The organism is Agathobaculum sp. TL06 (assembly GCF_054658635.1).
Genome location: NZ_BAAGGY010000002.1, coordinates 62,137 through 82,571 on the forward strand (window position 1 = coordinate 62,137; position 20,435 = coordinate 82,571).

Sequence of the window (20,435 nt, forward strand, 5' to 3'; positions counted from 1 at the left end):
TACCTCCCTCAGCCCTGTTCCGCCAAGTCCTCCGGGCGGGTCGTCATGATGGAATACAGCTCAGTGTCCTTGGGGAAGTGATCCACAAAGGGAATAATGACATTTCCATAGAACAAAAGCCCCTCGCCGGCATTCGAGTTGGTCACATAGGAGAGCTGGTGAGGGGAGATATTGAGCTGCTTGGCCAGGATTTGGCGGTCCCCGCCGGCCTGATTGAGAATATAGATGAAGTCACTGTTCTCGAAAATGTTCTCGATCTCCCGGCTTGCCAGCAGGTCCTTCACGTTTTGCGTGATGCCCGTGGGGATGCCGCCCCATTTACGGAACCGCTTCCAGATTTCAACCGTGTATGCCGCTGTCTGCTCCTCCCGGAGAAGCAGGTGCATCTCGTCGATGTAGAGGCGGGTGGACTTATGGGCCTCCCGGTTTTCGCTGACGCGGCCCCACACCTGGTCCTGGACCACCTGCATCCCGAATTTCTTCAGCTGCTTGCCCAGCTTCTTAATCACATAACAGACGATGCGGCTTTTGATCTCCACGTTGGTACGATGGTTAAAGACGTTCAGACTGCCGGTAACGTAAATCTCCAGCGCCGTGGCCAGCCGCTGGGCCTCCGGCTCCGGCTGCTTCCGCATCAGGGTATATAAATCCCCCAGCACCGGCATCTTCTCCGGCCTGGGGTCTTGCAGGTATTCCCGGTATATTATGTGGACGCAGCGGTCTATCACCGTTTTCTCCACCGGCTCCAGCCCCGCCTTGCCGCCCACGATCAGCTCCATCAGGGACAGGATGAAGTCGCTCTTGAGGGTCAGGGGGTTATCATCCTCGGAGTAGTTGAGGTTTAGGTCCATGGGATTGATGTACTGGCTGGAGGTGGGCGAAATATCCACCACCTGGCCACCCAGCCGCTGGACCAGGGTGGAATACTCGTCCTCCGGGTCTATGATGGCAATGTCATCCTGGGTAATCAGAAAAGCGTTGGCGATCTCGCGCTTGGCGCTGAACGATTTACCGCTGCCTGGCGTACCTAAAATCAGGCCGTTGGGGTTTTTCAGCTTCTTCCGGTCTGCCATGATAAGGTTATTGCTCAGGGCGTTTAGGCCATAGTACAGCGCCTCGCCGTCCATGAAAAGCTCTTGAGTGGTGAATGGGACGAAGATGGCTGTGCTGGAGGTGGTCAGCCCCCGTTGGATATGGATTTGATTCTGCCCCAGTGGGAGGGAGGACATCAGCCCCTGCTCCTGCTGGTAGTCCAGCCGGCGCAGGGCGCAGTTGTACTTCTGTGCGATGCCCGCTGCCTGAAAGATATTGTTCTCCAGTTTTTGCACCGTGTCCGCAAGATTCATCACCAGCAGCGTGACCAGGAACATCCGCTCATTCCGGCTCTGCAAGTCCTCCAGCAGTGTCTTGGCCTCCGCGCCAAAGGTCACAAGGTCTGAGGGCAGAAGCTCCATATCATAGCCGGCCCGCACGGCCTTTTTCTGCTCCTGGATTTTCATTGCGTCCAGGTCGGTGATCTTGCGCTTGATATTTTTGATGGCGGCGCTCTGGTCGATGGACTGGATATGCAGCGTGACCACAAGGCTGCTCTCCAGGTCCAGGAAATCCGCCAGCATCCGGTCTGTCAGCTCAGGGGCCAGAATTTGCAGGAAGGACACCGCCCCGTGGGTAGGCCCGATCTGGAACCGGCGGCCGGAGCGGAAGGTGAAGCTGTCCGGTGCGATAAAATCCTTGCTGGACAGGCCGGTTTTCCAGATGGCATCCCAGGCGAACCGGAATTTCTGGCTGTCCGCCGGGTGGAACATCCGGTGCAGCACCGCCAGCCGCTCATAGCCGTCCATGCCGTGGGCCTTGACCCCCAGCGCCTTGAAGTTTGCCAGAATGTCCGCCTCGATGCGCTCCAGCCGGGGCTTGGCTGCCCGCAGGCTCTCCGCCTCAATGCCAAAGGTGATGTATTTGGTCTTGGTCAGGCCGTTGTTGCCCTTGGCCAGCTGATCCTTGAGCATATCTGAATACTCCTCCCGGATGCCGTTGAAGGCGTCCTCCTGGTCCGGGATGGAGATAGACCGCTGCCGCTCCTCCATATCTGCCCGCTGATTGAGGAAAGAGAGCTGGACCTGGATGGAGGAATCAAAATAGTTGAGGAAGTCACAGTAATTCTCGAAAATTTGATTCTTGTCCTCATTTTGAGCCAGCTGGTAGTTAATATCGTAGAACTGCACCTGTTTGGTGAAATAGTGGTCGCTTACCACACAGATGCCGTCCCGGCACATCTCTTTATAGGGAATGGTCTGCTGGGCAGACTGCGGGAGCCGCCCGTCCCGCTTCGCCTTTTTAATGGCGGCGGCCAGCCGGCGCTTTTCCGCGCCGCCCAGCTTTGCGTCCGGCGTCAGCCGGATGGCGCTTCTCAGGTCTGCCTTTTCCTCCAGAAGCTCCTTTTTTGCGGCTTGCAGACGCTTTGCCTGCTTTGCCTGCTGCCTGTTTTCCAATATGTGTGACCTCCTTTTCTGGTTTATTCAGCCGCTCCAGGGCGGCGTACAGGTTGTCTGTCTGGTATGGCCTGACCTTGGGGCAGAGGAATTGTGCCCGGATGATATGGCCCAGCACCTTTTCCAGCGGCTGGCCGTCCTTCTCGTAGATACCGAACAGGAAAAAGGGCAGCATCAGCCCAATCATCAGCAATGCTGCCATATCGTTCCCAATGCCGCCCCGTGTGAACAGATAGGTAGGGATACCCACCAGCGCGCCGCCGCCGAAGCAGACAAGCTGCCGGCGGGTCAGGTTGAAAGCCACCTTGGTCTTTACTTTGGTCAGGTCCTTGGGTACGGGGACAAATGGCATTTATCGCGCCCCCTTGTCCCTGGACTCCGGTGCGGGCCGCCCAGCCTGTGCCAGATTCGCCGCCAGCTGTGCCCGGATGGAGGGCTTGCCGCCTGCCCGCGCAGGCTGCGCCCGCGCCGTTTCCAGTTCCTTTCGGGTCTGCGTGATAAAGCCATTCAGCACAGCGGGGTGGCTCTCCACAGTATAGCCGCAGCGCCGCTCCTCAGAATCTGCTACTGTGATCCCCGCTGCCCATTCCTTATTCGCTGGGGAAAAGCGTTCATCCCAATCCTTCATCTGTATCGTGCTGGCCAGGACGAAGGACGTGCGCTCCGGGCCATAGGCGGCCAAAGTCCGCCGCACAGCTTCCTCGTTCATGTGCATCCCGTCGAAATTCTCCCGTATGGCCGCCTCGATGGCCTCCTTGCAGGCGATGTTGGCCTTGTGGGAGGCGCGGTACTGTTCCAGCTCCCCATGCTCCCGTGCATAGCTGGCGGGCTGCCGGTACAGCGGCGTCTCACGTTGGGCGAGAAGCAGCGCATCCGCCCGTGTTTCAATACACTCCCGGACCGTATCCATGTGGGGTGTCTCCATCTTGGAAAAAACCTGATACACATCGTCTAACGGAGAAGCAGAGGCCAACAGGACCTCCGCCTGTTCCGGCTGAAGCTCTGCTTCCTCCATGGCCATCAGGATGTCCTCTCGCATGGCATACTCATAGGCATGGTTTAGAATTTCCTCTGGAGGCTGCTCCAGCAGCCAGCGCCGGTACTTGGCCTGCTCTGCGGCCATTTTGTCATAGAGCTGGCTCATACGCGCTTCTTGATCCAATGAAATCGCCTCCTCATAGTGTTTTTTCATATCTCAGCTTCATTTGCGGTGGGTACAGGTCGCAATCAGGCTTTCGCGCCCCAGTCCATCTCAGGCCGCCGGCGGGGCCGGTGCAGCACCAGCCAGCCGCCCGGACACTCGACCCATGCTCTGTATCCAGCGTATAGGTGATGATTTTCTGGTAGCCCATTGCCTTTGCTGCCCGTGCTGCTGCCGCGTAGAGCATACTGCAAGCATTTTTCCCTCCTGTTGTGCAAAGGCGCGTCACCTCCAGCGTCCGTCCATCGTCCAGATACCGGCTCACCGGGCGGCCCACAATGGCTACGCCCACCAGCTGCCCATCCGCTTCACAGCCGATGGAGAATTTATGTCCAGCAACAGGCCGGTGGTGGCGATGGTGCATCTGCACAAAGGCATTTGCTTCTCTGAGGGAAACGGGGGTCAGGCGCGGCATATCACCGCCCCCCTGTCTGCCGCCCGCTCTTTCGCCGGTGCAGGGCGTTCAGCGGCCTCCTTAGCGGCCTCCTGGAGCGCGCCACGCACAGACGGCTTCTCCACCGTCTGCTGATATGCGTCCAGAATGGCGGCGTTCAGAGCCTGCCGCATCTCCTTTGTGGTGGGGCAGCATAAATCGTGATACTTACCCTCCTTGTCCTTCCGGCCGGGCATGGCAATAAATGTGCCCTTCTTGGTGTCCATAATGCGGATGCCGTTGACCGCGAAACATCCGCCCAGGTTAACGCTGGCAAAGGCCAGCAGGGACCCGGATTCCTTGGTTGGATAGACCTTTACGCTGACATCCAGCTTGGGGCCTGTGTTCACTTGTTCGTCCATGGTGATACCTCCGAATTACTCAGTGTGCGTTCAGGATTGACTTGGACACCGCGCCCGTCTTAAATAGTGAGAAGCACAGCAGCACGGTGTAGCCGGCGCATTGCCAGATGGCAATATGCAGATTGCCTGCGCCGCCAATCTGACCAATCAGGACGGAGTAGATGGCGACACAAATCATAATGAAAAAGCCTTGCAGCCCCAAGGCCACAAGGCCGCGCAGATAGTTGTTGCCCATCTGTCCCCACTCCCGGTTGACCATGGTTGCAAAGGGGATTGCGCCGACGGAGCAATAAATATAGATTTCCACCATGCGCCCCACCAGCACCAGCATGATGCACAGGGACAGGATGGGGGCGGTGACGCGCAGGAGCATGGTTTCCACCAGCAGGCCAAACAGCTCGCCAATCCCCATCGGCTCCAACTGGGCCGCAATGTCCCCCAGGGCGGCGGCAAAGTCCACGCTGGTACTGCCGGTGATAACGCCGGCACTCTGCTGTACGATGTACTGTGCCACATCAAAGATGGCCATGGTGATGTCAAAGGTGTGTGTGACCAGATAGACCGCCACGAACGCCTTGAATATCCACTTGAAGATATTAAAGGTGTCAAAGTCGTGGAGGTTGTTCTTTTCGATAATCATGCTGATCAGCTCATAGCTCAGGACAAAGGTGATGATGATGCCCGCAATGGGCACCACCACTGTCTCGCTCAGGCTTTGTATCATGGAGAAGACCCCGGCGTTCCATGCCGCCGGGGTCTGTCCCACACTCGCCGCCACGTCCCCGACCTGTTCGTTGATCTGGTCAAACAGCCCGTTCAGATTGCCTATAATGCAATCCCGCAGGATTCCTTTGATCCAATCCTGTATGGTGTCGAGGATGTTCAGCATCGGCTACATCCCGCCTTAACCGAACAGGTTCGCCAGCAGAGGGATGAGCTGCATCCCAATCAGCGCGACACCGCCGCCGGCCATCAATTGTTTCATGCCTTGGCTTTTCGCGCCCGGGTTATCATTACCATAACCTTCCAGAAGATTGATCACGCCCCACACGCCCAGGCCAGCGCCCAAGGCGATTACCAGGACCTTCAGGGTATCAATGGCAGAACCGAAAAATTCCATATAGAGATGCCTCCATTCACAAAATAATTAGATTGGGGAAAACAAAAGCCGCCGTCTGAACAGGTCAGACGGCGGTATCATCAGGCTCAGACGGCGCTACCAGTTCACAGCATTCGTAAACATCGTCTGGCCGGACGGTCAATCTGCGGCGCAAATACTTCGCCACGTTAAATGCGTTCTTTGGATTGCTGTCCGAAAGGTATTTGTACTGCGGGTGCTTGGTGATGTCGTACTTGTCGCTGAAGAATGGGCGGACGCCCTGCACCTGCAAAATGCACTTGCCGCCGTCCATCACGGCCAGCTCATCCGTGGACATCAGCTCTTTACCACAATGTCAAGTGATGAATTCAAAATGGGCAAAAAAATACCCCTTCTCATTATGAGAAGAGGTATTAAATGCGATATTCAAAAGCTTGATTCTCAACTTCTTAACAATATAGCTTGAGCAGCATTGGACAGCATAGAATTGGAAAGAATATCACTTTTTTGTCGTATAAAAGAATTTGCAAGTTTTACTATATCTTCACAGGGAGTGATATACTTACTGCTATTCCATAAAATTTTTCCATCATCGGTTATATCATATACTACGAACCTGTACTCATTCACACCTACTTTCAAAGCTAAATCAACTATAACTTTTCGCTCCATCCTATTCTGCGTACCGACCAGAACACTTGATAAACACTTGCGTACAGAGGTTTCGTAATCCAAAACTGTGACAATGCCAATGTAGTTTTTATCCATAATCGGGTTATAAACAACTTTTTCCATTACGATACCTCCTTCCAAACAATTTATGTTATATCAAAACAAAGTATAATACTGGTTCACAAGTATTATACCATCATTTAATAAGTTTCGTGCTTCGTCGATGCTGGTAATGACCGCAGTGTCAACATCACTGGCTGACCAATGCGAGTATGGATGTCTGACACTATTGTATTTGGTGTACAGATTATTCAAATAATTTAATTGTTGAGCGGACAGTGCGCTTCTACTCCGGCTATTACATTCATATAACCCCGCAGCATTTTTCGTAAAGAAAGAGAAGTTGTTAGCACCTTTGTCCGTTTCAGTGTCCAACCCCATAATATCTCCAAGAATTCTGTGAAGATAATATTCATAGGCTCTAAATATGGGCGTCACTAAACAGGTATAATCTGGCATATAACCTGTAAGCATTGTATTGTAAATCGCAGATAAAAGATTTGCATAATGCTTTTGAGATTCATGCCTATAATTAGGTAGCATTTGCTCAAACTTTGTTTCTACTTCATTCGCTGTCAGTGTTAGTGCATGATAGTTGTTTAATGTTTCGATTACAGTTTGCTTGTTTCCAAGGAACCAAATTGCAGTTGAAATAATTTTTTGGAACAATACTGTTTGTTTTCCTTGCACATAAGACTTCGAATTCTTATAACAGTTGATGACAACCGCATTATTTGCCTGAGTTACCTTAATTTTTTCTCTTGTTCCGATAGTTTCTTTGGTCAAAACAAGTGGTGAAATTTCTTCTCCTTCAGACAACCCTGCATTTTCATCATTAATACACTCAATTATTGTTTGCCAATCCTGTACACTATATCCTACAAAATATACAGATCCATCATTATAAGTCTTGTGTCCTTTGGCAAGCAATGCATTTTTAGCAATAGCATCAACTTCTTCGTTAAATTGAACACCTGAATGTGCGGGTACTTTTGTGAATTCAATTTGTAAAAGCGCACGCTTTTCTTGAATAAAGCGAACATATTCTTTAGTTATAGCTTTATTTGCCTTCCACTGGCCATCTGCCCATTTCTCTATGCCTTCATAATCATAATAGATTGATATTTTGGACTTGTCATACTGTATTGCCCAGTTGATAGATTCTTTAACAGCCTCTAATTCCGCAGCAACATTCCTGAGAGAAATAAATTCTTCTCCTAATTGTTTTGTAAATGCTTTATACAAAATATCTCGGTTGCCACCATGACTAAATATAATCGCCCCAAACGCAGATTTTTCTTGTGTTACATCATAACTGCCATCCACGAAAGCAATAATCTCGTTTTCGGCCAGAGCTGCTACGGCTTTTTCGACTTGAGAATTAAGATCGTCCTTTGAAAGAGGCGTAGTACTTTCTGCGTCTAAAGCATCATCATTTGCTCCGCGCACATATCGTTCAGCTTCTTCTAATGACGAAAAAGTTTTATGTTTCGCACCAGAAACACCCTCTGTCTGTGCTTTGCATTCATCCCATGTACCATATATTCCAGGGATTCTCCCGACTTGAACCGCATAATATTTCTTCTTAGCCATAATTTCCACCCCCGAACTTTAACAGAATATTGTAAACCCAAAAGAAGAAATTTTCAATATATCTTTAATGGAAAATTTCAAATCATCGGAGTTCTCCAATAAAATTATAAACAATCCTGACTTCCTGCACCTTTTGACCATCCACTTTTTTGACTTCACCCACCAGAATGCGGCTGATCAGGCGATTCAGCACCGTTTCATCCAACTCCTGAATGGTAGCATACTGCCGAATCTCCCGGATAAAGGTGCGGACTTCACTTTCCTGAGCATCAGACTGCTGAAGCATTCGCATCAGTTCCTGCAACCGGCACTGATTTTCTTCCTGCTCCTGCTCCATAGCGGTGGTCAGCTTCATAAACCGCTGCTCAGAGAGCACACCCTTGGCCTTGTCGGTGTAAAGACTTAGGAACATATCGTCAATTTCCCGGTTTCTGGCTTCCAGGCGTTCACGCTCTTTCTGCATCTCGGACACATCCACCATATATCGGCTCTCCATCCGATTACTTAGCCTCTGGTAAAAGACATCGGCATCCTTGAGTGCCATCGCTGCCAGTTCCTGAATGTCCTTCAGGACGAGATTATACAAATCCCTGGCTTCGATTTTATGACTGGTGCAGGCGTTTTTTCCTAGGCGGTTGTAGGTCTGACAAATATAGTACGCCTTATCAATCGGCTCCCGCTGCTCACCAGTAAAGCGATTCTTCCCGGTTCTGCCGACCTTTTCATACCGCACCTGCATGGATTTCCCACAGGTGGCGCAGTAGATAATGCCATGGAACAAGTTGTAGAAGGGGCAGGCATTTCCTTTCATAATAGGTGGCCTGCGATCTACGATTGCCTGTACCTGTTCCCATTCCTCCGGTGTCACAATCGCTTCGTGACAACCCTCAATGATTTCCCAGTCCTCACGGGGAATGATGTCATAGGTGTTGGAGCGAATCCCTTTCTGGTGCGTCCGGCAAACCAGATGAGCGCCCTTATAAAAAGGGTTACGCAGGATATGGCTGATTCTTGCGCCGCCCCACGCATAGTAGTTGACATCGCAGGCGGTATTTCCTTTTACTCTTGTGATGGGAACCTTGTCCTCCATCAGCTGCTTGGCAATCCGCATACAGCCCCAGCCATCCAGGGCCAGGTCATAGATTTTGCGAATCACCGGCGCAGTCTCCGGGTCAAGGATCAAATGCCCCCGATCCTCCGGGTCACGCATCAGCCCCAGGGGAGGCTGTCCGCCACAGAACTTTCCTTGTCGGGAACGGGTCATACGCCCCGCCAGCACTTTCTTGGAAATATCCCGGCTATACATATCATTCAGGATATTCTTGAACGGCGTGATGTCCATTTCCTGACGGGTCAAACTGTCCACACCATCGGTAATGGCGATATAACGGACATTGTGTTTGGGGAAGAAGATTTCAATATAGCTTCCAGCTTCGATATAATTTCTTCCCAGTCTGGACAGGTCTTTGGTAATGACACAGCCAATTTTGCCAGCCTCAATATCGGCAATCATCCGCTGAAAAGCCGGACGATTGAAATTACGGCCTGTGTAACCATCGTCCACATAATACTCATACTGGAACATCCCGTTTTTCTCGGCAAATTCCTTGAGCATAAGTTTCTGATTGCTGATACTCATACTCTCGTTATCGCCGCCATCGTCCAGAGAAATACGGCAATAGAGGGCTGTGATTTTCTGATTGACTTGTTTTTTCCTGCTCATAGCAATCTCCTTCTATGAACAGGGACACGATATACATCGTATACCATGCCCCTGTTATAAACTCAAACAGTCTTTAAGCCGCTTTCTGTTCGGGTTCGTGATTTTCCAGCCATTTTTCAAACTGTTCACAGGTCTGACGCTCGATTACTTGTTCAAAGGCTTCCTGCATGGTTTTATCACCTGAAAACTCCCGTATCACGATAAACTTTACTTTTTTGCGCTGCTTGTTTTCTTGCTTTTGGGCTTTCTCCATAGGCTACCTCCATAGATCAGAAAAGCCAGACAAAGGGAGCAGCAACGAAGTCCGGCAACGGACTCCGAGAAACCTGCAGCCTATCGTCTGACCATCGTTTCTTACTTTTCAAATTTTCTTGTGAAATCTCGTTGCTTTCGTTGTCAGAGAACAGATACCCACCAAAAAGCCTTGCTTTATGAGCATTTATCGTGTTCATACCCCCGTTTTTGTAGCAACCAAGTCAGCAACCAGCTGACAACCAACTGGGCAACAAGCCCTGTAAATCAGGCAATCCACTCCTTTGGCAGCTCCAGTTGACGGACTTCTTCCTCGCTCAGCTCCACAAATCCACCTTCGTTGTCGGGCGGTTCGTTGCCTGAAATCTCCCGTTCCCAGCCACGCTGACGCCCATAGCCCGCAAACATCCGTGGGTTAGAGAAAGGCTTCCAGCCCCTCACCACCGTATTCATGATCTCGTTGATATTGTGCAGCTGCCACCGCTTCGGCTCCTCAAAGGCGTGTCCCAACGCTTCCTTGAACAGCTGTTTGGAGCAGACTACATTGCCGGTGTAGTGTTCCAGAAAGCCCTGAATCTGCCCGGCCTCGGTGTCCTCTGGCATGAAGTCCTTTTGAACCTCCACCAGCTGCCGCTGAATCTCCTTTGAAAACTTCATAGAATACTCGCCGCTGCGGTAAATGGTCATAGCCTCCGCCCACACCTGCAACAGATATTCCCTGGAAGCGGCTTCGTCCTCCAGAATGTGAACCTCCGCTTTCTCCGGGTAAATCATCACTGGCAGGAACCGGCGATTTCCGGCCCGGTCAAGGGGTAGGAAGTCCAACGTATTGGAGGAACCGCCGAACACACATTGCCGCAGCCGGTCTTTGGGCTGGGTCTCATAGGGCGTGCGGTAGGTTTCTTTTTGGCGGCTGATAAAGGAGCGGATCTCCTCAATGCTTTTGGCGTTACTGGTGGCCAGCATCTCCGACATCTCGATGATCCAGTGGCCTTGCAGCTTGGCAAACACCTTGTCATCATCCAGCTTTTTCAGGTCATCAGAGAACCACTCATCTTGTATAGCCAGGAAGCGAAAGAAGGTGGACTTTCCGGCTCCTTGGCCGCCCACCAGACAGAGCAGTTCCTCATACTTGGAGCCTGGATGGAATACCCTGCGGATAGCTCCCAGCAGGAAGTGCTTGAGCATTTCTTCCACATAGTCGCTCTCGTCTGCCCCTAAAAAGTGATGCAGACAGGAGCGTATTCGGGGCATCCCATCCCACATCAAACTGTTTAGCACATCTCGGATAGGGTGATAGCAGTTTTCGTTTGCTACGATGGAGAGCGCCGCCATCAGCTTATTTTCACTGGTCAAACCATAGTTCTGCTCAAAATAAAGGAGCAGATATTTGACATCGGTATCGGTCAAGGCGCTGGTGCTTCTGCGCCAGCCCAGATCCCGCACAATGTCCACACGGTCGGTCAGCAGATTTAGCCGAATAGCACCCCGCAAAAGCGGATCTTGGCAAAACACCGTGCGGCAATTTCCAATGGTGTTGGCCGGTTGTCCTTTCTCGGTAACGGAGAGATTTTCCCGCACCTGCTCAACGGTCAATTCCACGCTTTCAGCCTGCTGGGTTGCAGGCACTAAACTCTGAGTTTCACTGTTCAATGTTTCTCACCTCCTCAAGAGAAAAGCATCTGATTTCTTCGCAAAATCAGATGCCTTACCGCTCCATATCCTGTTTTCGCTGCTGCTTTTTCCGGCTTTCCTCCCGCCGGGTGCTGTCCTGTTTGGCCCTGTGCAGAAAATCCAAAATAGATTCTTTTGCCTTTTCCTGAATCTGCTGTTTGCCAGCCTGCTTGACTTCCGGCTGCATCAGCTTCTTCTGGATTTTTGTCAGGGCTGACTGCATGGCATTTTTGATTTTTGAAATCACCCCATCCAACCGGACGGCGGCATACTCACGCTCTTTTTGCGGTGCTTTCCGTTCCGGCGAGAGCACCCAGTTTTTCGTTTCCTCCACCAACCGGAGATCCTCCTTGTGGGTTTCCAGTCGGACAGTATCGGTGACAACATCCACCGCCTTGTCATAGGCAATATCCGAAACTTCCTCCACCAGTGTTTCTACATCCTCAATTTTCAGGGTCAGCTCCTCCAGCTTCTGTTCTTGAGAGGCCAGCTGCTCCTTTTGCTTCATCAGAATGTAGTCCTGCTTTTCCAGATACGCCCGCCCACCATAGGACGGCTCCTGCTCCAAATGCACCCCATGTTTGCGGCTGATGTCAAAGAGCATCGTCCGGCATACTGCATCAAAAGTCTGTTTTCGGTTGTTGTGTTTGCCCTTGGGTTTACTCGGATCAGGCAATTCAAACCCCAGTTCTTCCAGCGCCTTTTCCTGTTGGGGGCACAGCTCCCCATACCGGTTTTTGCAGTCAAACACATGGCGCTCATGGATGTGAGGCGTCCCCTCATCCAGATGTAGCGCCCAGTTCAGAATGTGGATATGGGAACCAAAACGCCGTTCAAACTCCTCGTAAAATTCACTGACAATGAGTGCCAGAGTACCCGGTGGAACGGATTCTTCCATGGTGCCGATCTGGTAAATGCTTTCCTCCGGGCAAGTCTTGTTGTTTTTCAAAAGGTCTTCCACCGTGCGGTTACGCTCGGTATGTCGTGTTTTCTCGTTCCGGGCATTCTGGGCATCCACATAGTCGGAATAATGCTCGTAGTAATACATCCGCTCAATTTCTTCAAAGCTGAAATCCGGCTGTTCCGGCTCCTCCCGAAGTTCCGGGGTAGTGAAGCCTCGGTAGCAGTCCCAGTACACATTTTTCTTGGCTCGCTGGGCATCAATGTGTCCACTGTTCTCCACATCAAACCGGCGGTCATTGTGACGGGGATTATAGGTGCCATGCTTGCCGGAGCGTCCGTTATGCCGTGTCAGTTTCAATTTCCATTCCTCCAATCTCTGTTGATTTTCCCCAAAGTGGGAGCAGCGGCGAAGCCGCCAAACCTGCGGATTTCTGCGTCAGGTAATACCCAGTACGAATTGACGCAAGGCATCAACTCTCCCTGGGCAAGGCGTTTCACCCTTGACCCGATGGGGCGGCTGCCCTCAACCCGCCAATGGGCCTTGCCCCTTGACCCCAACAGGGCGCTGCACCCCTGTACCCAGCACAAAGGGATTGCATCCCTCTGTACTCCTGCCCGGAGAAGCTGACTTTTACCTTTTGTGCGGTTTCTGTCAGCTCCTCCGGCTCTGAATGCTCCTTTTGTCGCATTTCCCGGCAGGGGGATGCAGGGGTATCCCGTTACCAATTCACCGCAAAATACCGGGTGCAGACCCGCCATTTTCCTGTGAATTGACCCGATTTCAGGCGCTTTTCTTGTCCGTCCGCAAGACCTGAAATCCGTGCTGTTTGGCGTATTCTCTGGCAGCGGCCAGCCGTTCTTCGCTGTACGGCGGCACCAGACGGATGGACAGGCGGGACTTGTCCATCACATAGGTCACGCTGCCCTCAGTGGTGCTGTGCTCCAACCGGCACAGCTGGGGATACTTGCGGCTAAACTCGGCCAGCCTGCGCTTCAGATCGGCGTTGAAGGTGTAGATACTGGCGGTGTCCTGCGCTTCGTTCCAATTAATGATGGTTTCTTTCTCATATTTAGACAGCTTCGTCATACAGATCCTCCTCATACTCGGTGTTTTCCTTTACCAAACGCAGGCGGCGCTTGGCACGGTAATACTCGTCCATCTCCGCACGGAGCTGATGATAAAAGCCGGTGTACCAGCTTTCTGCCATCTCTGTTTCCAGCTTCCGGGCCAGCTCCAGCATCCGATGTTTGGCCTGCGGGTCAACGGTCAGGGCGGTCAGCCATTTCAGCCTTGTCACCGTGTTGTGGTAGTTGGGACAGGCAAAGTCGTACAGTACTTTCTTTTCTCGGATACTCAACTTCATAAAAATCAACCTCCTAAAAGTTTATTTTCCGTGTGTTAATCGCCGGTTTGCCTGCAATCGCTCCTGCCCGGATTTCCCCCGGCGTATTGTCCTTCTTGGTGCGCTCCTGTCTTGGCGTCACTTCCCCAAAGGTCATACCCCTTGCAGCCGGTCATTCAATTTTCAAGGTTCTGTGTCTCCTGACAAAACTCATTTTACCGAAAAAACAGGCCCTCTCCCGTATCTCCAAAACGATGGAAAACGGCTTGAAATCAGCATATTTCCACGCTTATGGAATCATGGTATAATGGTCATAAACGGAAGGATTTTCCTGATGAGAGGGGGATTTTAGATGCACACAAAACTGTCTATCCCGGAACGGCTAAAAGACTTGCGGGTGGTGGATAAGCACCTGACCTTGGAACAGTTGGCCGAGCAGACAGGGCTTTCTAAATCTGCTCTCAGTAAATATGAGAGCGACGATTATAAGGACATCAGCCCATTTGCCATCGCTACGCTGGCGGAATTTTATGGGGTGTCCACCGATTATCTGATGGGGCTATCGGAAAATAAAAATCACCCAAACACAGAGCTTCAGGCCCTGCATTTGAGTGATGATATGGTTACATTATTGAGCAGCGGAAAAATCAACAACCGGCTGCTGTGTGAGATTGCCACCCACGAGAACTTCCAGCGGCTGATGACGGATATTGAGATTTTCGTTGACCGGATCGCTGATATGCGAATCGCCCAGATGAATTTGGTTCTGGAGGCCACCCGGCAGGAAGTAATCCGCAGCCATGCGCCGGGGGAAAACGACCTTTATGTCCGCACGCTGGAGCTTGGACAGGTGCAGGAGAGCGACTTTTTCAGCCACACAATTCATGATGATCTGGACAGTATCGTTCAGGATATTCGTCAGGCCCATGTCACCGACCGCACCACCGCCGATCCGCAGCCGACTTTCACAGAGGTCAAGGAAAAGTTTGACCGTGCCATGCAGCTGGGCAGTAATGAGGAACGGGTAATCCACGAGTTTTGCGACCAGATGCAGATTCCCTTTGAAAAGATTGCGTCCGAGGATTTCTCAGCATTTATGCGGATACTGAGCCTGTCTAAACTGTTGAAAAATCCCAACAATATGAGGGGGAAGGCTCGGATACAGCCTTCCCATGGGACCAAAAAGAAAAAGCGAAGATAGCAGAAAAGACCGTTGCCCTCTTGTGGGTAACGGTCTTTTATAAATAACTTGATTTAAGTTTTTTATATATGCCAAGTTAGCTGGATAATGTGAATTACTGCGTATCTTCTTTATCGGAAGTCGATTGCCTCTCATTTTGAGGATTATACTGCGACAGTATACCTTTCATCTGAGCTTGTCCCATTTTCTCCCAAGCGTAAGAATTTCGGTCAACCCCGGAAATATAGTCTTGAAGATTTCTAAAAATGGTTGTTGTTTGGTCAAGAGGTTCGGAATCATCCTGAACTAATTGAATACCATCGTTTTCTACTTCAATCCGACGGTCATTATTGATGTTGATTCGATAGACATACTTAATCCGCTGATTCGCAAGCGTTAGGTACTCAATCACACATTCAAACTTGAGCAGACTAGGCAGCTTTTTTTCATTCATAGAGAGAATCATTTCATATTGTTGCTGATTTGCAAGCCTAAGTACTATGCTCTCATGTCCACGCAAAAAGCTAGCACAATTTTTTGTTGTATATGTGATTTGCTCATCGGTACTCATATTTCTTAATATGGTTTTTGTGGAGATGGAAACATCTTTTATATCAAGATCGGCTTTATTTTCTATTAACAGTAGGCGACATGTCTGAGTATCCCTTTTTTGACTATCATCAAAAAATTCAAATCCATCTTCACCAGAATAAAGCAGGACACGATTGTAGTCGTTTTGAACAATGAGCCGATCCAATAACCCGAATAGAGGCATCAGTAATAAAGTTGGCTTCAAAACGACATATTTGCTTTGCTGAAATTGCTGCTTCCGCTCCAATGCGTATTTTTCTTCTTGCGCTTTTAATTGAGCGTTACTTTTTCGATTGGTGTAAATTACAGCTGCCATTGTAGCCAAAGCGGTGATGACACCGGAAAATATCGTGGCACCAAAAGTCCACCAGTCCGGTCCTAAAGACTGCATTTCGTTAATTTTGAACACCTCTTTCTTTGAAAGTTAATTGTCGGAGTAGAGGCTTGTTTGCATTCCCCCAGCGCAATCTTTATCTTCTTCATAATCAGAACAAACCCAAAAGCCGTTCTTTTTGCGCAATTCTTGAACTTTCTCAGTAAATAAGCAGCCAGATTCTTCCCGTACTTTGCTTAGCTGCTCCTGGTCACGTACCGGATTTTGAAGGCGCTTTACAATTACATTGCAATCTCCTAATTCACATCCAATCCATCTTCGGTTTAGCATCTGAGCCACGGCGAAAGTAGTACCACTTCCACCAAACGGATCAAACACTGTGTCTCCTTCATTTGTTGACATGGATATTATTCTGTCCAGGAGCTTAACTGAGAGTTCGTTGTATTTTCGATTTTTGCTGTTTTTATGCCTTACCGGATAAATGTCTGACCATACATCTGAAACATTAACTCCCAATGGATTCATTTTAGCCTTATAGCCACCATAATCCTTAATTTCTCCACCACAATGTCTACATGTCTGCAAAGGTATACGCTGATTATGGTACGTTTGAGCCTTTACGCCTTTTATGAACGAAACAAGCGCATAATGGGCAGGGTAGAGTCTATTTTGGATTGGTAAGCTAAACTTCATATCAACAGCAATCCAATCCCAAAAAGTCAACTGTTCCCCAAGATAAGAAGCAATATAAGTACACCATTTTGGAATATTATAAATAAAGATTCTTCCACCCGGTTTCAGTATTCTAATACACTGATCTAACCACTCATATGTCCAATTTATATATTTTGACATTGTCATGTTATCATCAATGCCTGGATCGTATGTTTTCCCTAGATTAAACGGGGGATCAGCAAATACTAAGTCAACGCAACAGTCGGGCATCCCCTTCATAATCTCAATGCAATCACCATTGTATAGTTTTCCAATATCAGTCTCAAAAAAAGGTTTGAGATCTTTTAGAACATTGTTGTCAGTTGACTTTTGCAAAAGTGCAGCTATATGTGAGATGTTGTCGTAATATGACTTCCGATATTCCGCTGGAATATGTCCCATCGCCAGTTCAATTTCAAGTTCATTCATCCCCAAAAATTCTGTAACAGCATTTTTGAATGCGGGCTTATCAGGAAGAAAGGATGTCTGTTGTAAACTAATAAGAGTTGCTTTGGAAATTTTTCGGGCACTGAAAAAAGACAGCATCTCGTCGGTTGTCATGTTTTTATCTTTAGTTTTACTAATAATTAAATCATAAATTGAAAAGAACTGCATAGCAACCTTGTCCTCTCATGTAACTTATCGTCTGTAGACGTATAGTCTACTTTAATTGTACCATATAAGAAAAATCTAGTCAACAGAAGGGGGAAAACGTATATGCCAAATCGGAAGCAAAAACCATTGCGTCAGATTATGGCGGAAAACCTTCGAGTTTTAAGATTAGCAGCACACATTTCTCAAGAAGAATTGGCGGAACTATGTGGCCTGCATCGAACCTATATATCGGACATAGAACGTTGTAACAGGAATGTTTCTATTGATAACATCGAAAAAATTGCAAAGGCCCTACATATAACTGCCTCTGATTTGCTAAAGGAAAGGGAGAATGTAGATGGAGATAGCTAAGCAATATGTTTCTGTGGTAGCAGAACATTTAATTAAAACAAATGAGCTGGCAGCCCAAGCATTTCAAGAGGTTCGCTCTTCTATATTAAACAATGTCACGCCTGGCTCTAATCATTTCATTCTGAATTGTACCCGCAAAAACTGTAATGGCGTAGTTCCTGTTAAAGAAAGGTGCTATCAAATCCTAGAAGAAGAGTTTGGGTGGTATAGAGAAAAACCGCTTACATATTTTCATGAGGATGCTCAAAAAGGTGGCCCTATAGATGTTTATAAGGAATTTACCACAGAACGCTCCTTTTTCAGAGCAGGGTTGGAATTTGAAACAGGTAACATTTCATCCGCTCATCGTTCCATGAACAAATTATGTGTAGGCATAAAAAAGGGCGAGCTAGATCTAGCCATGCTGATGATGCCTATTAAAAAGATGTCTTTTTATTTGACCGATAGAGTTTCAAATTACGAAGAATTAGAACCGTATTTTCTTTTGCTTGACGAAGTACCGTTTATCGTATTTGGATTTGATGCCGAAGAGTACAGTGCAGACGCCCCACTTCTTCCAAAAGGGAAAGATGGCATGTCTCCGCGTACAATTCGTAAGTGGCAAGCTAAATGATAAATTCACAGGCGCTGAGAGTAAAAACTCAGCGCCTTTTATGTTCCCATGAGCACTGGTTATTAGGTCAGTCCATGTAACCATCGCCTAATAACTCATACACTTCTTTCATCAACATTAGCCCTAAAGAAAATCCGTACTGAAAGTGTGCTTCTAACTCCATACAGTGAATATCAATCACATGAGTATGAAACTGGTTGACCAGCTCCATCTGCTCTTTAGAGAGTTTTTCCTCTAACTCAGTAAGCAGCTCTCCGGTGTGCCTATGTAGCTTGCGGTATTCTTTTTCATGAGGAACTACCTGTTCTGCAGGGTAAATATTACCACAATATAAGTCATCTAACACCATCTCACAGCCCCTCCTTTGAATCATAGATCAGCTCGTGACGGACAATTTCCTCCGCACAGTTTCGGATGCTGTTCATTGCCCTGACCCATGCCATCTGATCCTGGGCTTTCAATTCCTCGGTGATTTCTTCTGTTTCTTTCATCTGGGCAATGATACAATGCAGCCGGTTTTGTGCCTGTTCGTTCAGATCAGCCAGGTATGTCCAGAGTGTTCCGGTCAAAATCAGGTCATTATACTGGGCTGGATGGCACTGCTCCAGATAGGCTTTGTGCATACGGCCCCAAATCCCAATGGGGCGGCTTTCCTCCAGCAGCCGTAAGTCGGGGATATAATAGTCACCGACCAGCGTATAGCCAATGCCGTTTTGACAGATTTTCTTCGGTAAGTGTTCCATAAGCGACCTCCTGTATTCGATTTTTCTCAGAATCCAGCTGATCGTGTCCCTGTTCATGTTAAATTCAAGGCAGCTGAACTCTTCATGAACAATTATGGCATATCCTTGCCCAGCTTCTGGTAGTTGATGCCCATGCTCCGCTGGCTGCCACGGGTGTCCGAGGTGTTATACAGGTCAATGGTTTCCCGCCCCAGTGTTTCTGAAATCTCCTTGAGGGTGCTGCGCTCCTTGCCGCCCAGGAACAGGACGCAGGAGCAGTTGCCGATGATGGTTTCCGCGTGGTCCTTATACAGCGCCTTGAGCTGACTCTGTGTCTGCACCACGATATGGGCGGAGATCTCACGGCTTCGGATCACGGAAATCAAATGCTGGAAATTAGGTATCTTCTGGTTAGCAAACTCATCCAGCAGGCAGGTGACATGATGCTTGAGCGTGCCGCCGTTCTCCAGGGCCTTATCGCACAGGACATTGAACATCTGCGTATAGACCATGGCCGCGATGAAATTAAACGTGGTGTCCACGTCGGACACCACGCAGAACAGGGCTGTTTTCCGATCTCCCAGCTTATCCAGCTCCAGCTCGTCCCCCTCCATCAGCTCCCGGACCTCCTTAATATCAAAGGGGGCCATCCGTGCGCCGCAGGAGATCAGGATGGATTTTGCCGTCTTGCCGGCGGCTAACTTATATTTTTTGTACTGGCGGACTGCAAAGTGCTGGGGATTCTTTTTCTCCAGCGATTCAAACATCAGATCCACCGCGTTTTTGAAGGTCTCATCTTCTTCCCGGACCTCGGAGGCATTGAGCATTTCCAGCAGCGTGGTCATGTTCTTTTCCTCCTCTGGTGCCTCGTACCAGATGTAAGCGATAAGCGCCTGGTAGTACAAAGCCTCCGCCTTCTGCCAGAAATCCTCCCCGCCCTTGCTGTCCTCGCCCTTGGTGTTCTCCATGATGCAAGTGACCAGCTTCAGGATGTCGTTCTCCGAACGGATATAGCGGAAAGGGTTATAGCGCATGGACTGCTTGAAATCAATGGTATTGAGTACCTTAATCTTATATCCGCCCCGCTGGAGCATCTTCCCGCATTCAATCAGGACGGTGCCCTTGGGGTCGGTCACGATGTAGCTGGCGTTCATCTGCATCAGGTTCGGCTTGATATGGAAGCGTGTTTTCTGATTGTGATTATCAGCCGGCTTTTTATCCGGCTCTCCGGGGCTTTCGCCCATTTTCAGCGGCACGTCCATTCGCACCCGGCATAGCATATCTTTTTGCCCCGTCGTGAGTGGACGGGCCAGCGGGCAGCGCGGACTCGTGGGGGCGTTATATTCTCCCGAGGGAGGTTCAGCCCCTATGCGTTGCGTGTGGCTGGGCTTTTGCCCCCAGCCTTCCACTCTGGTCAGGATTGCGGAACCCTCCCAGTTTTCTTCCGCACTTATGCTCTTGACCTACTTGCTGGCTTCGGTCAAGACGGCGTGTTCAAAGGGCGGCACGCA

22 protein-coding genes and 2 pseudogenes are annotated in these 20,435 nt (G+C 49.4%); 3 read left to right on the forward strand and 21 right to left on the reverse strand.

What is annotated here, in order from left to right; genetic code table 11:
• Nucleotides 1-8: 8 nt before the first annotated feature.
• The 16 genes and pseudogenes from ACYQ3S_RS01405 to ACYQ3S_RS01480 form a co-directional block, all read right to left on the reverse strand.
• On the reverse strand, nucleotides 9-2,399 hold the full coding sequence (locus ACYQ3S_RS01405; RefSeq protein ID WP_459687109.1) for a VirB4-like conjugal transfer ATPase, CD1110 family: 2,391 nt from the start codon (nucleotides 2,397-2,399) through the stop codon (nucleotides 9-11).
• Complete coding sequence (locus ACYQ3S_RS01410; RefSeq protein WP_459686989.1) at nucleotides 2,335-2,841, reverse strand: PrgI family protein; 507 nt, start codon at nucleotides 2,839-2,841, stop codon at nucleotides 2,335-2,337. The genes ACYQ3S_RS01405 and ACYQ3S_RS01410 overlap by 65 nt, the downstream gene beginning before the upstream one ends.
• Nucleotides 2,842-3,651 carry a DUF3849 domain-containing protein gene (locus tag ACYQ3S_RS01415; protein WP_459686990.1) on the reverse strand — a complete coding sequence of 270 codons (810 nt, stop codon included), beginning with the start codon at nucleotides 3,649-3,651 and terminating at the stop codon, nucleotides 2,842-2,844.
• 13 nt (nucleotides 3,652-3,664) lie between these two features.
• Nucleotides 3,665-4,105, reverse strand: a complete 441-nt coding sequence (locus ACYQ3S_RS01420) for an XF1762 family protein (RefSeq protein ID WP_459686991.1) — start codon at nucleotides 4,103-4,105, stop codon at nucleotides 3,665-3,667.
• Nucleotides 4,093-4,485 (reverse strand): septation protein SpoVG family protein, encoded by a 393-nt coding sequence (locus ACYQ3S_RS01425; RefSeq protein WP_459686992.1) that lies wholly within the window; start codon nucleotides 4,483-4,485, stop codon nucleotides 4,093-4,095. Before ACYQ3S_RS01425 ends, ACYQ3S_RS01420 begins: the two co-directional genes overlap by 13 nt.
• Nucleotides 4,486-4,504: 19 nt before the next feature.
• Nucleotides 4,505-5,374, reverse strand: coding sequence for a VirB6/TrbL-like conjugal transfer protein, CD1112 family (locus ACYQ3S_RS01430; protein ID WP_459686993.1), 870 nt, complete (start codon nucleotides 5,372-5,374; stop codon nucleotides 4,505-4,507).
• Nucleotides 5,375-5,389: 15 nt separating this feature from the next.
• Nucleotides 5,390-5,605: a Maff2 family mobile element protein gene (locus ACYQ3S_RS01435; protein WP_459686994.1), complete on the reverse strand. Its 216-nt coding sequence runs from the start codon at nucleotides 5,603-5,605 to the stop codon at nucleotides 5,390-5,392.
• Nucleotides 5,606-5,669: 64 nt separating this feature from the next.
• Nucleotides 5,670-5,933 (reverse strand): annotated as a pseudogene (locus tag ACYQ3S_RS01440) (VirD4-like conjugal transfer protein, CD1115 family); the annotation flags it as partial.
• A gap of 92 nt (nucleotides 5,934-6,025) precedes the next feature.
• Complete coding sequence (locus ACYQ3S_RS01445; protein ID WP_459686995.1) at nucleotides 6,026-6,379, reverse strand: type II toxin-antitoxin system RnlB family antitoxin; 354 nt, start codon at nucleotides 6,377-6,379, stop codon at nucleotides 6,026-6,028.
• 33 nt (nucleotides 6,380-6,412) lie between these two features.
• Complete coding sequence (locus tag ACYQ3S_RS01450; protein WP_459686996.1) at nucleotides 6,413-7,909, reverse strand: ribonuclease H1 domain-containing protein; 1,497 nt, start codon at nucleotides 7,907-7,909, stop codon at nucleotides 6,413-6,415.
• 82 nt (nucleotides 7,910-7,991) lie between these two features.
• On the reverse strand, nucleotides 7,992-9,632 hold the full coding sequence (locus ACYQ3S_RS01455) for a recombinase family protein (protein ID WP_459686997.1): 1,641 nt from the start codon (nucleotides 9,630-9,632) through the stop codon (nucleotides 7,992-7,994).
• Nucleotides 9,633-9,705: 73 nt separating this feature from the next.
• The gene (locus ACYQ3S_RS01460; protein WP_444030530.1) at nucleotides 9,706-9,885 is read right to left on the reverse strand and encodes a hypothetical protein; all 180 of its coding nucleotides are present in this window, start codon (nucleotides 9,883-9,885) and stop codon (nucleotides 9,706-9,708) included.
• A gap of 266 nt (nucleotides 9,886-10,151) precedes the next feature.
• Nucleotides 10,152-11,486 carry a virulence-associated E family protein gene (locus ACYQ3S_RS01465; protein WP_459687110.1) on the reverse strand — a complete coding sequence of 445 codons (1,335 nt, stop codon included), beginning with the start codon at nucleotides 11,484-11,486 and terminating at the stop codon, nucleotides 10,152-10,154.
• Between the two features lie 106 nt (nucleotides 11,487-11,592).
• Nucleotides 11,593-12,819, reverse strand: coding sequence for a serine/arginine repetitive matrix protein 2 (locus tag ACYQ3S_RS01470; RefSeq protein WP_459686998.1), 1,227 nt, complete (start codon nucleotides 12,817-12,819; stop codon nucleotides 11,593-11,595).
• A gap of 423 nt (nucleotides 12,820-13,242) precedes the next feature.
• Nucleotides 13,243-13,548 (reverse strand): molecular chaperone, encoded by a 306-nt coding sequence (locus tag ACYQ3S_RS01475; protein WP_459686999.1) that lies wholly within the window; start codon nucleotides 13,546-13,548, stop codon nucleotides 13,243-13,245.
• Complete coding sequence (locus ACYQ3S_RS01480) at nucleotides 13,532-13,825, reverse strand: hypothetical protein (RefSeq protein WP_459687000.1); 294 nt, start codon at nucleotides 13,823-13,825, stop codon at nucleotides 13,532-13,534. Before ACYQ3S_RS01480 ends, ACYQ3S_RS01475 begins: the two co-directional genes overlap by 17 nt.
• 331 nt (nucleotides 13,826-14,156) lie before the next feature.
• On the opposite strand from ACYQ3S_RS01480, the gene ACYQ3S_RS01485 reads away from it, so the two are divergent.
• Entirely contained in the window at nucleotides 14,157-15,005 is an 849-nt protein-coding gene (locus ACYQ3S_RS01485) for a helix-turn-helix domain-containing protein (RefSeq protein WP_459687001.1), read from the forward strand.
• Between the two features lie 94 nt (nucleotides 15,006-15,099).
• On the opposite strand, the gene ACYQ3S_RS01490 is transcribed toward ACYQ3S_RS01485, so the two are convergent.
• Both ACYQ3S_RS01490 and ACYQ3S_RS01495 read right to left on the reverse strand, forming a co-directional pair.
• Nucleotides 15,100-15,966 (reverse strand): hypothetical protein, encoded by an 867-nt coding sequence (locus ACYQ3S_RS01490; protein ID WP_459687002.1) that lies wholly within the window; start codon nucleotides 15,964-15,966, stop codon nucleotides 15,100-15,102.
• 33 nt (nucleotides 15,967-15,999) lie between these two features.
• The gene (locus tag ACYQ3S_RS01495) at nucleotides 16,000-17,238 is read right to left on the reverse strand and encodes a DNA-methyltransferase (RefSeq protein WP_459687003.1); all 1,239 of its coding nucleotides are present in this window, start codon (nucleotides 17,236-17,238) and stop codon (nucleotides 16,000-16,002) included.
• Between the two features lie 102 nt (nucleotides 17,239-17,340).
• Here ACYQ3S_RS01495 and ACYQ3S_RS01500 point away from each other — a divergent pair, with 102 nt between their 5' ends.
• A complete protein-coding gene (locus ACYQ3S_RS01500; RefSeq protein ID WP_441795269.1) occupies nucleotides 17,341-17,589 on the forward strand; it encodes a helix-turn-helix domain-containing protein in 249 nt (82 codons plus the stop codon).
• On the forward strand, nucleotides 17,576-18,202 hold the full coding sequence (locus ACYQ3S_RS01505; RefSeq protein WP_459687004.1) for a PDDEXK family nuclease: 627 nt from the start codon (nucleotides 17,576-17,578) through the stop codon (nucleotides 18,200-18,202). Before ACYQ3S_RS01500 ends, ACYQ3S_RS01505 begins: the two co-directional genes overlap by 14 nt.
• Nucleotides 18,203-18,269: 67 nt before the next feature.
• On the opposite strand, the gene ACYQ3S_RS01510 is transcribed toward ACYQ3S_RS01505, so the two are convergent.
• The 3 genes and pseudogenes from ACYQ3S_RS01510 to ACYQ3S_RS01520 form a co-directional block, all read right to left on the reverse strand.
• Entirely contained in the window at nucleotides 18,270-18,551 is a 282-nt protein-coding gene (locus ACYQ3S_RS01510; protein WP_459687005.1) for a DUF6809 family protein, read from the reverse strand.
• A gap of 1 nt (nucleotide 18,552) precedes the next feature.
• On the reverse strand, nucleotides 18,553-18,945 hold the full coding sequence (locus ACYQ3S_RS01515; protein WP_459687006.1) for a TnpV protein: 393 nt from the start codon (nucleotides 18,943-18,945) through the stop codon (nucleotides 18,553-18,555).
• A 98-nt stretch (nucleotides 18,946-19,043) separates the two neighbouring features.
• A pseudogene (locus ACYQ3S_RS01520) lies at nucleotides 19,044-20,153 on the reverse strand (VirD4-like conjugal transfer protein, CD1115 family); the annotation flags it as partial.
• Nucleotides 20,154-20,435 lie beyond the last annotated feature (282 nt).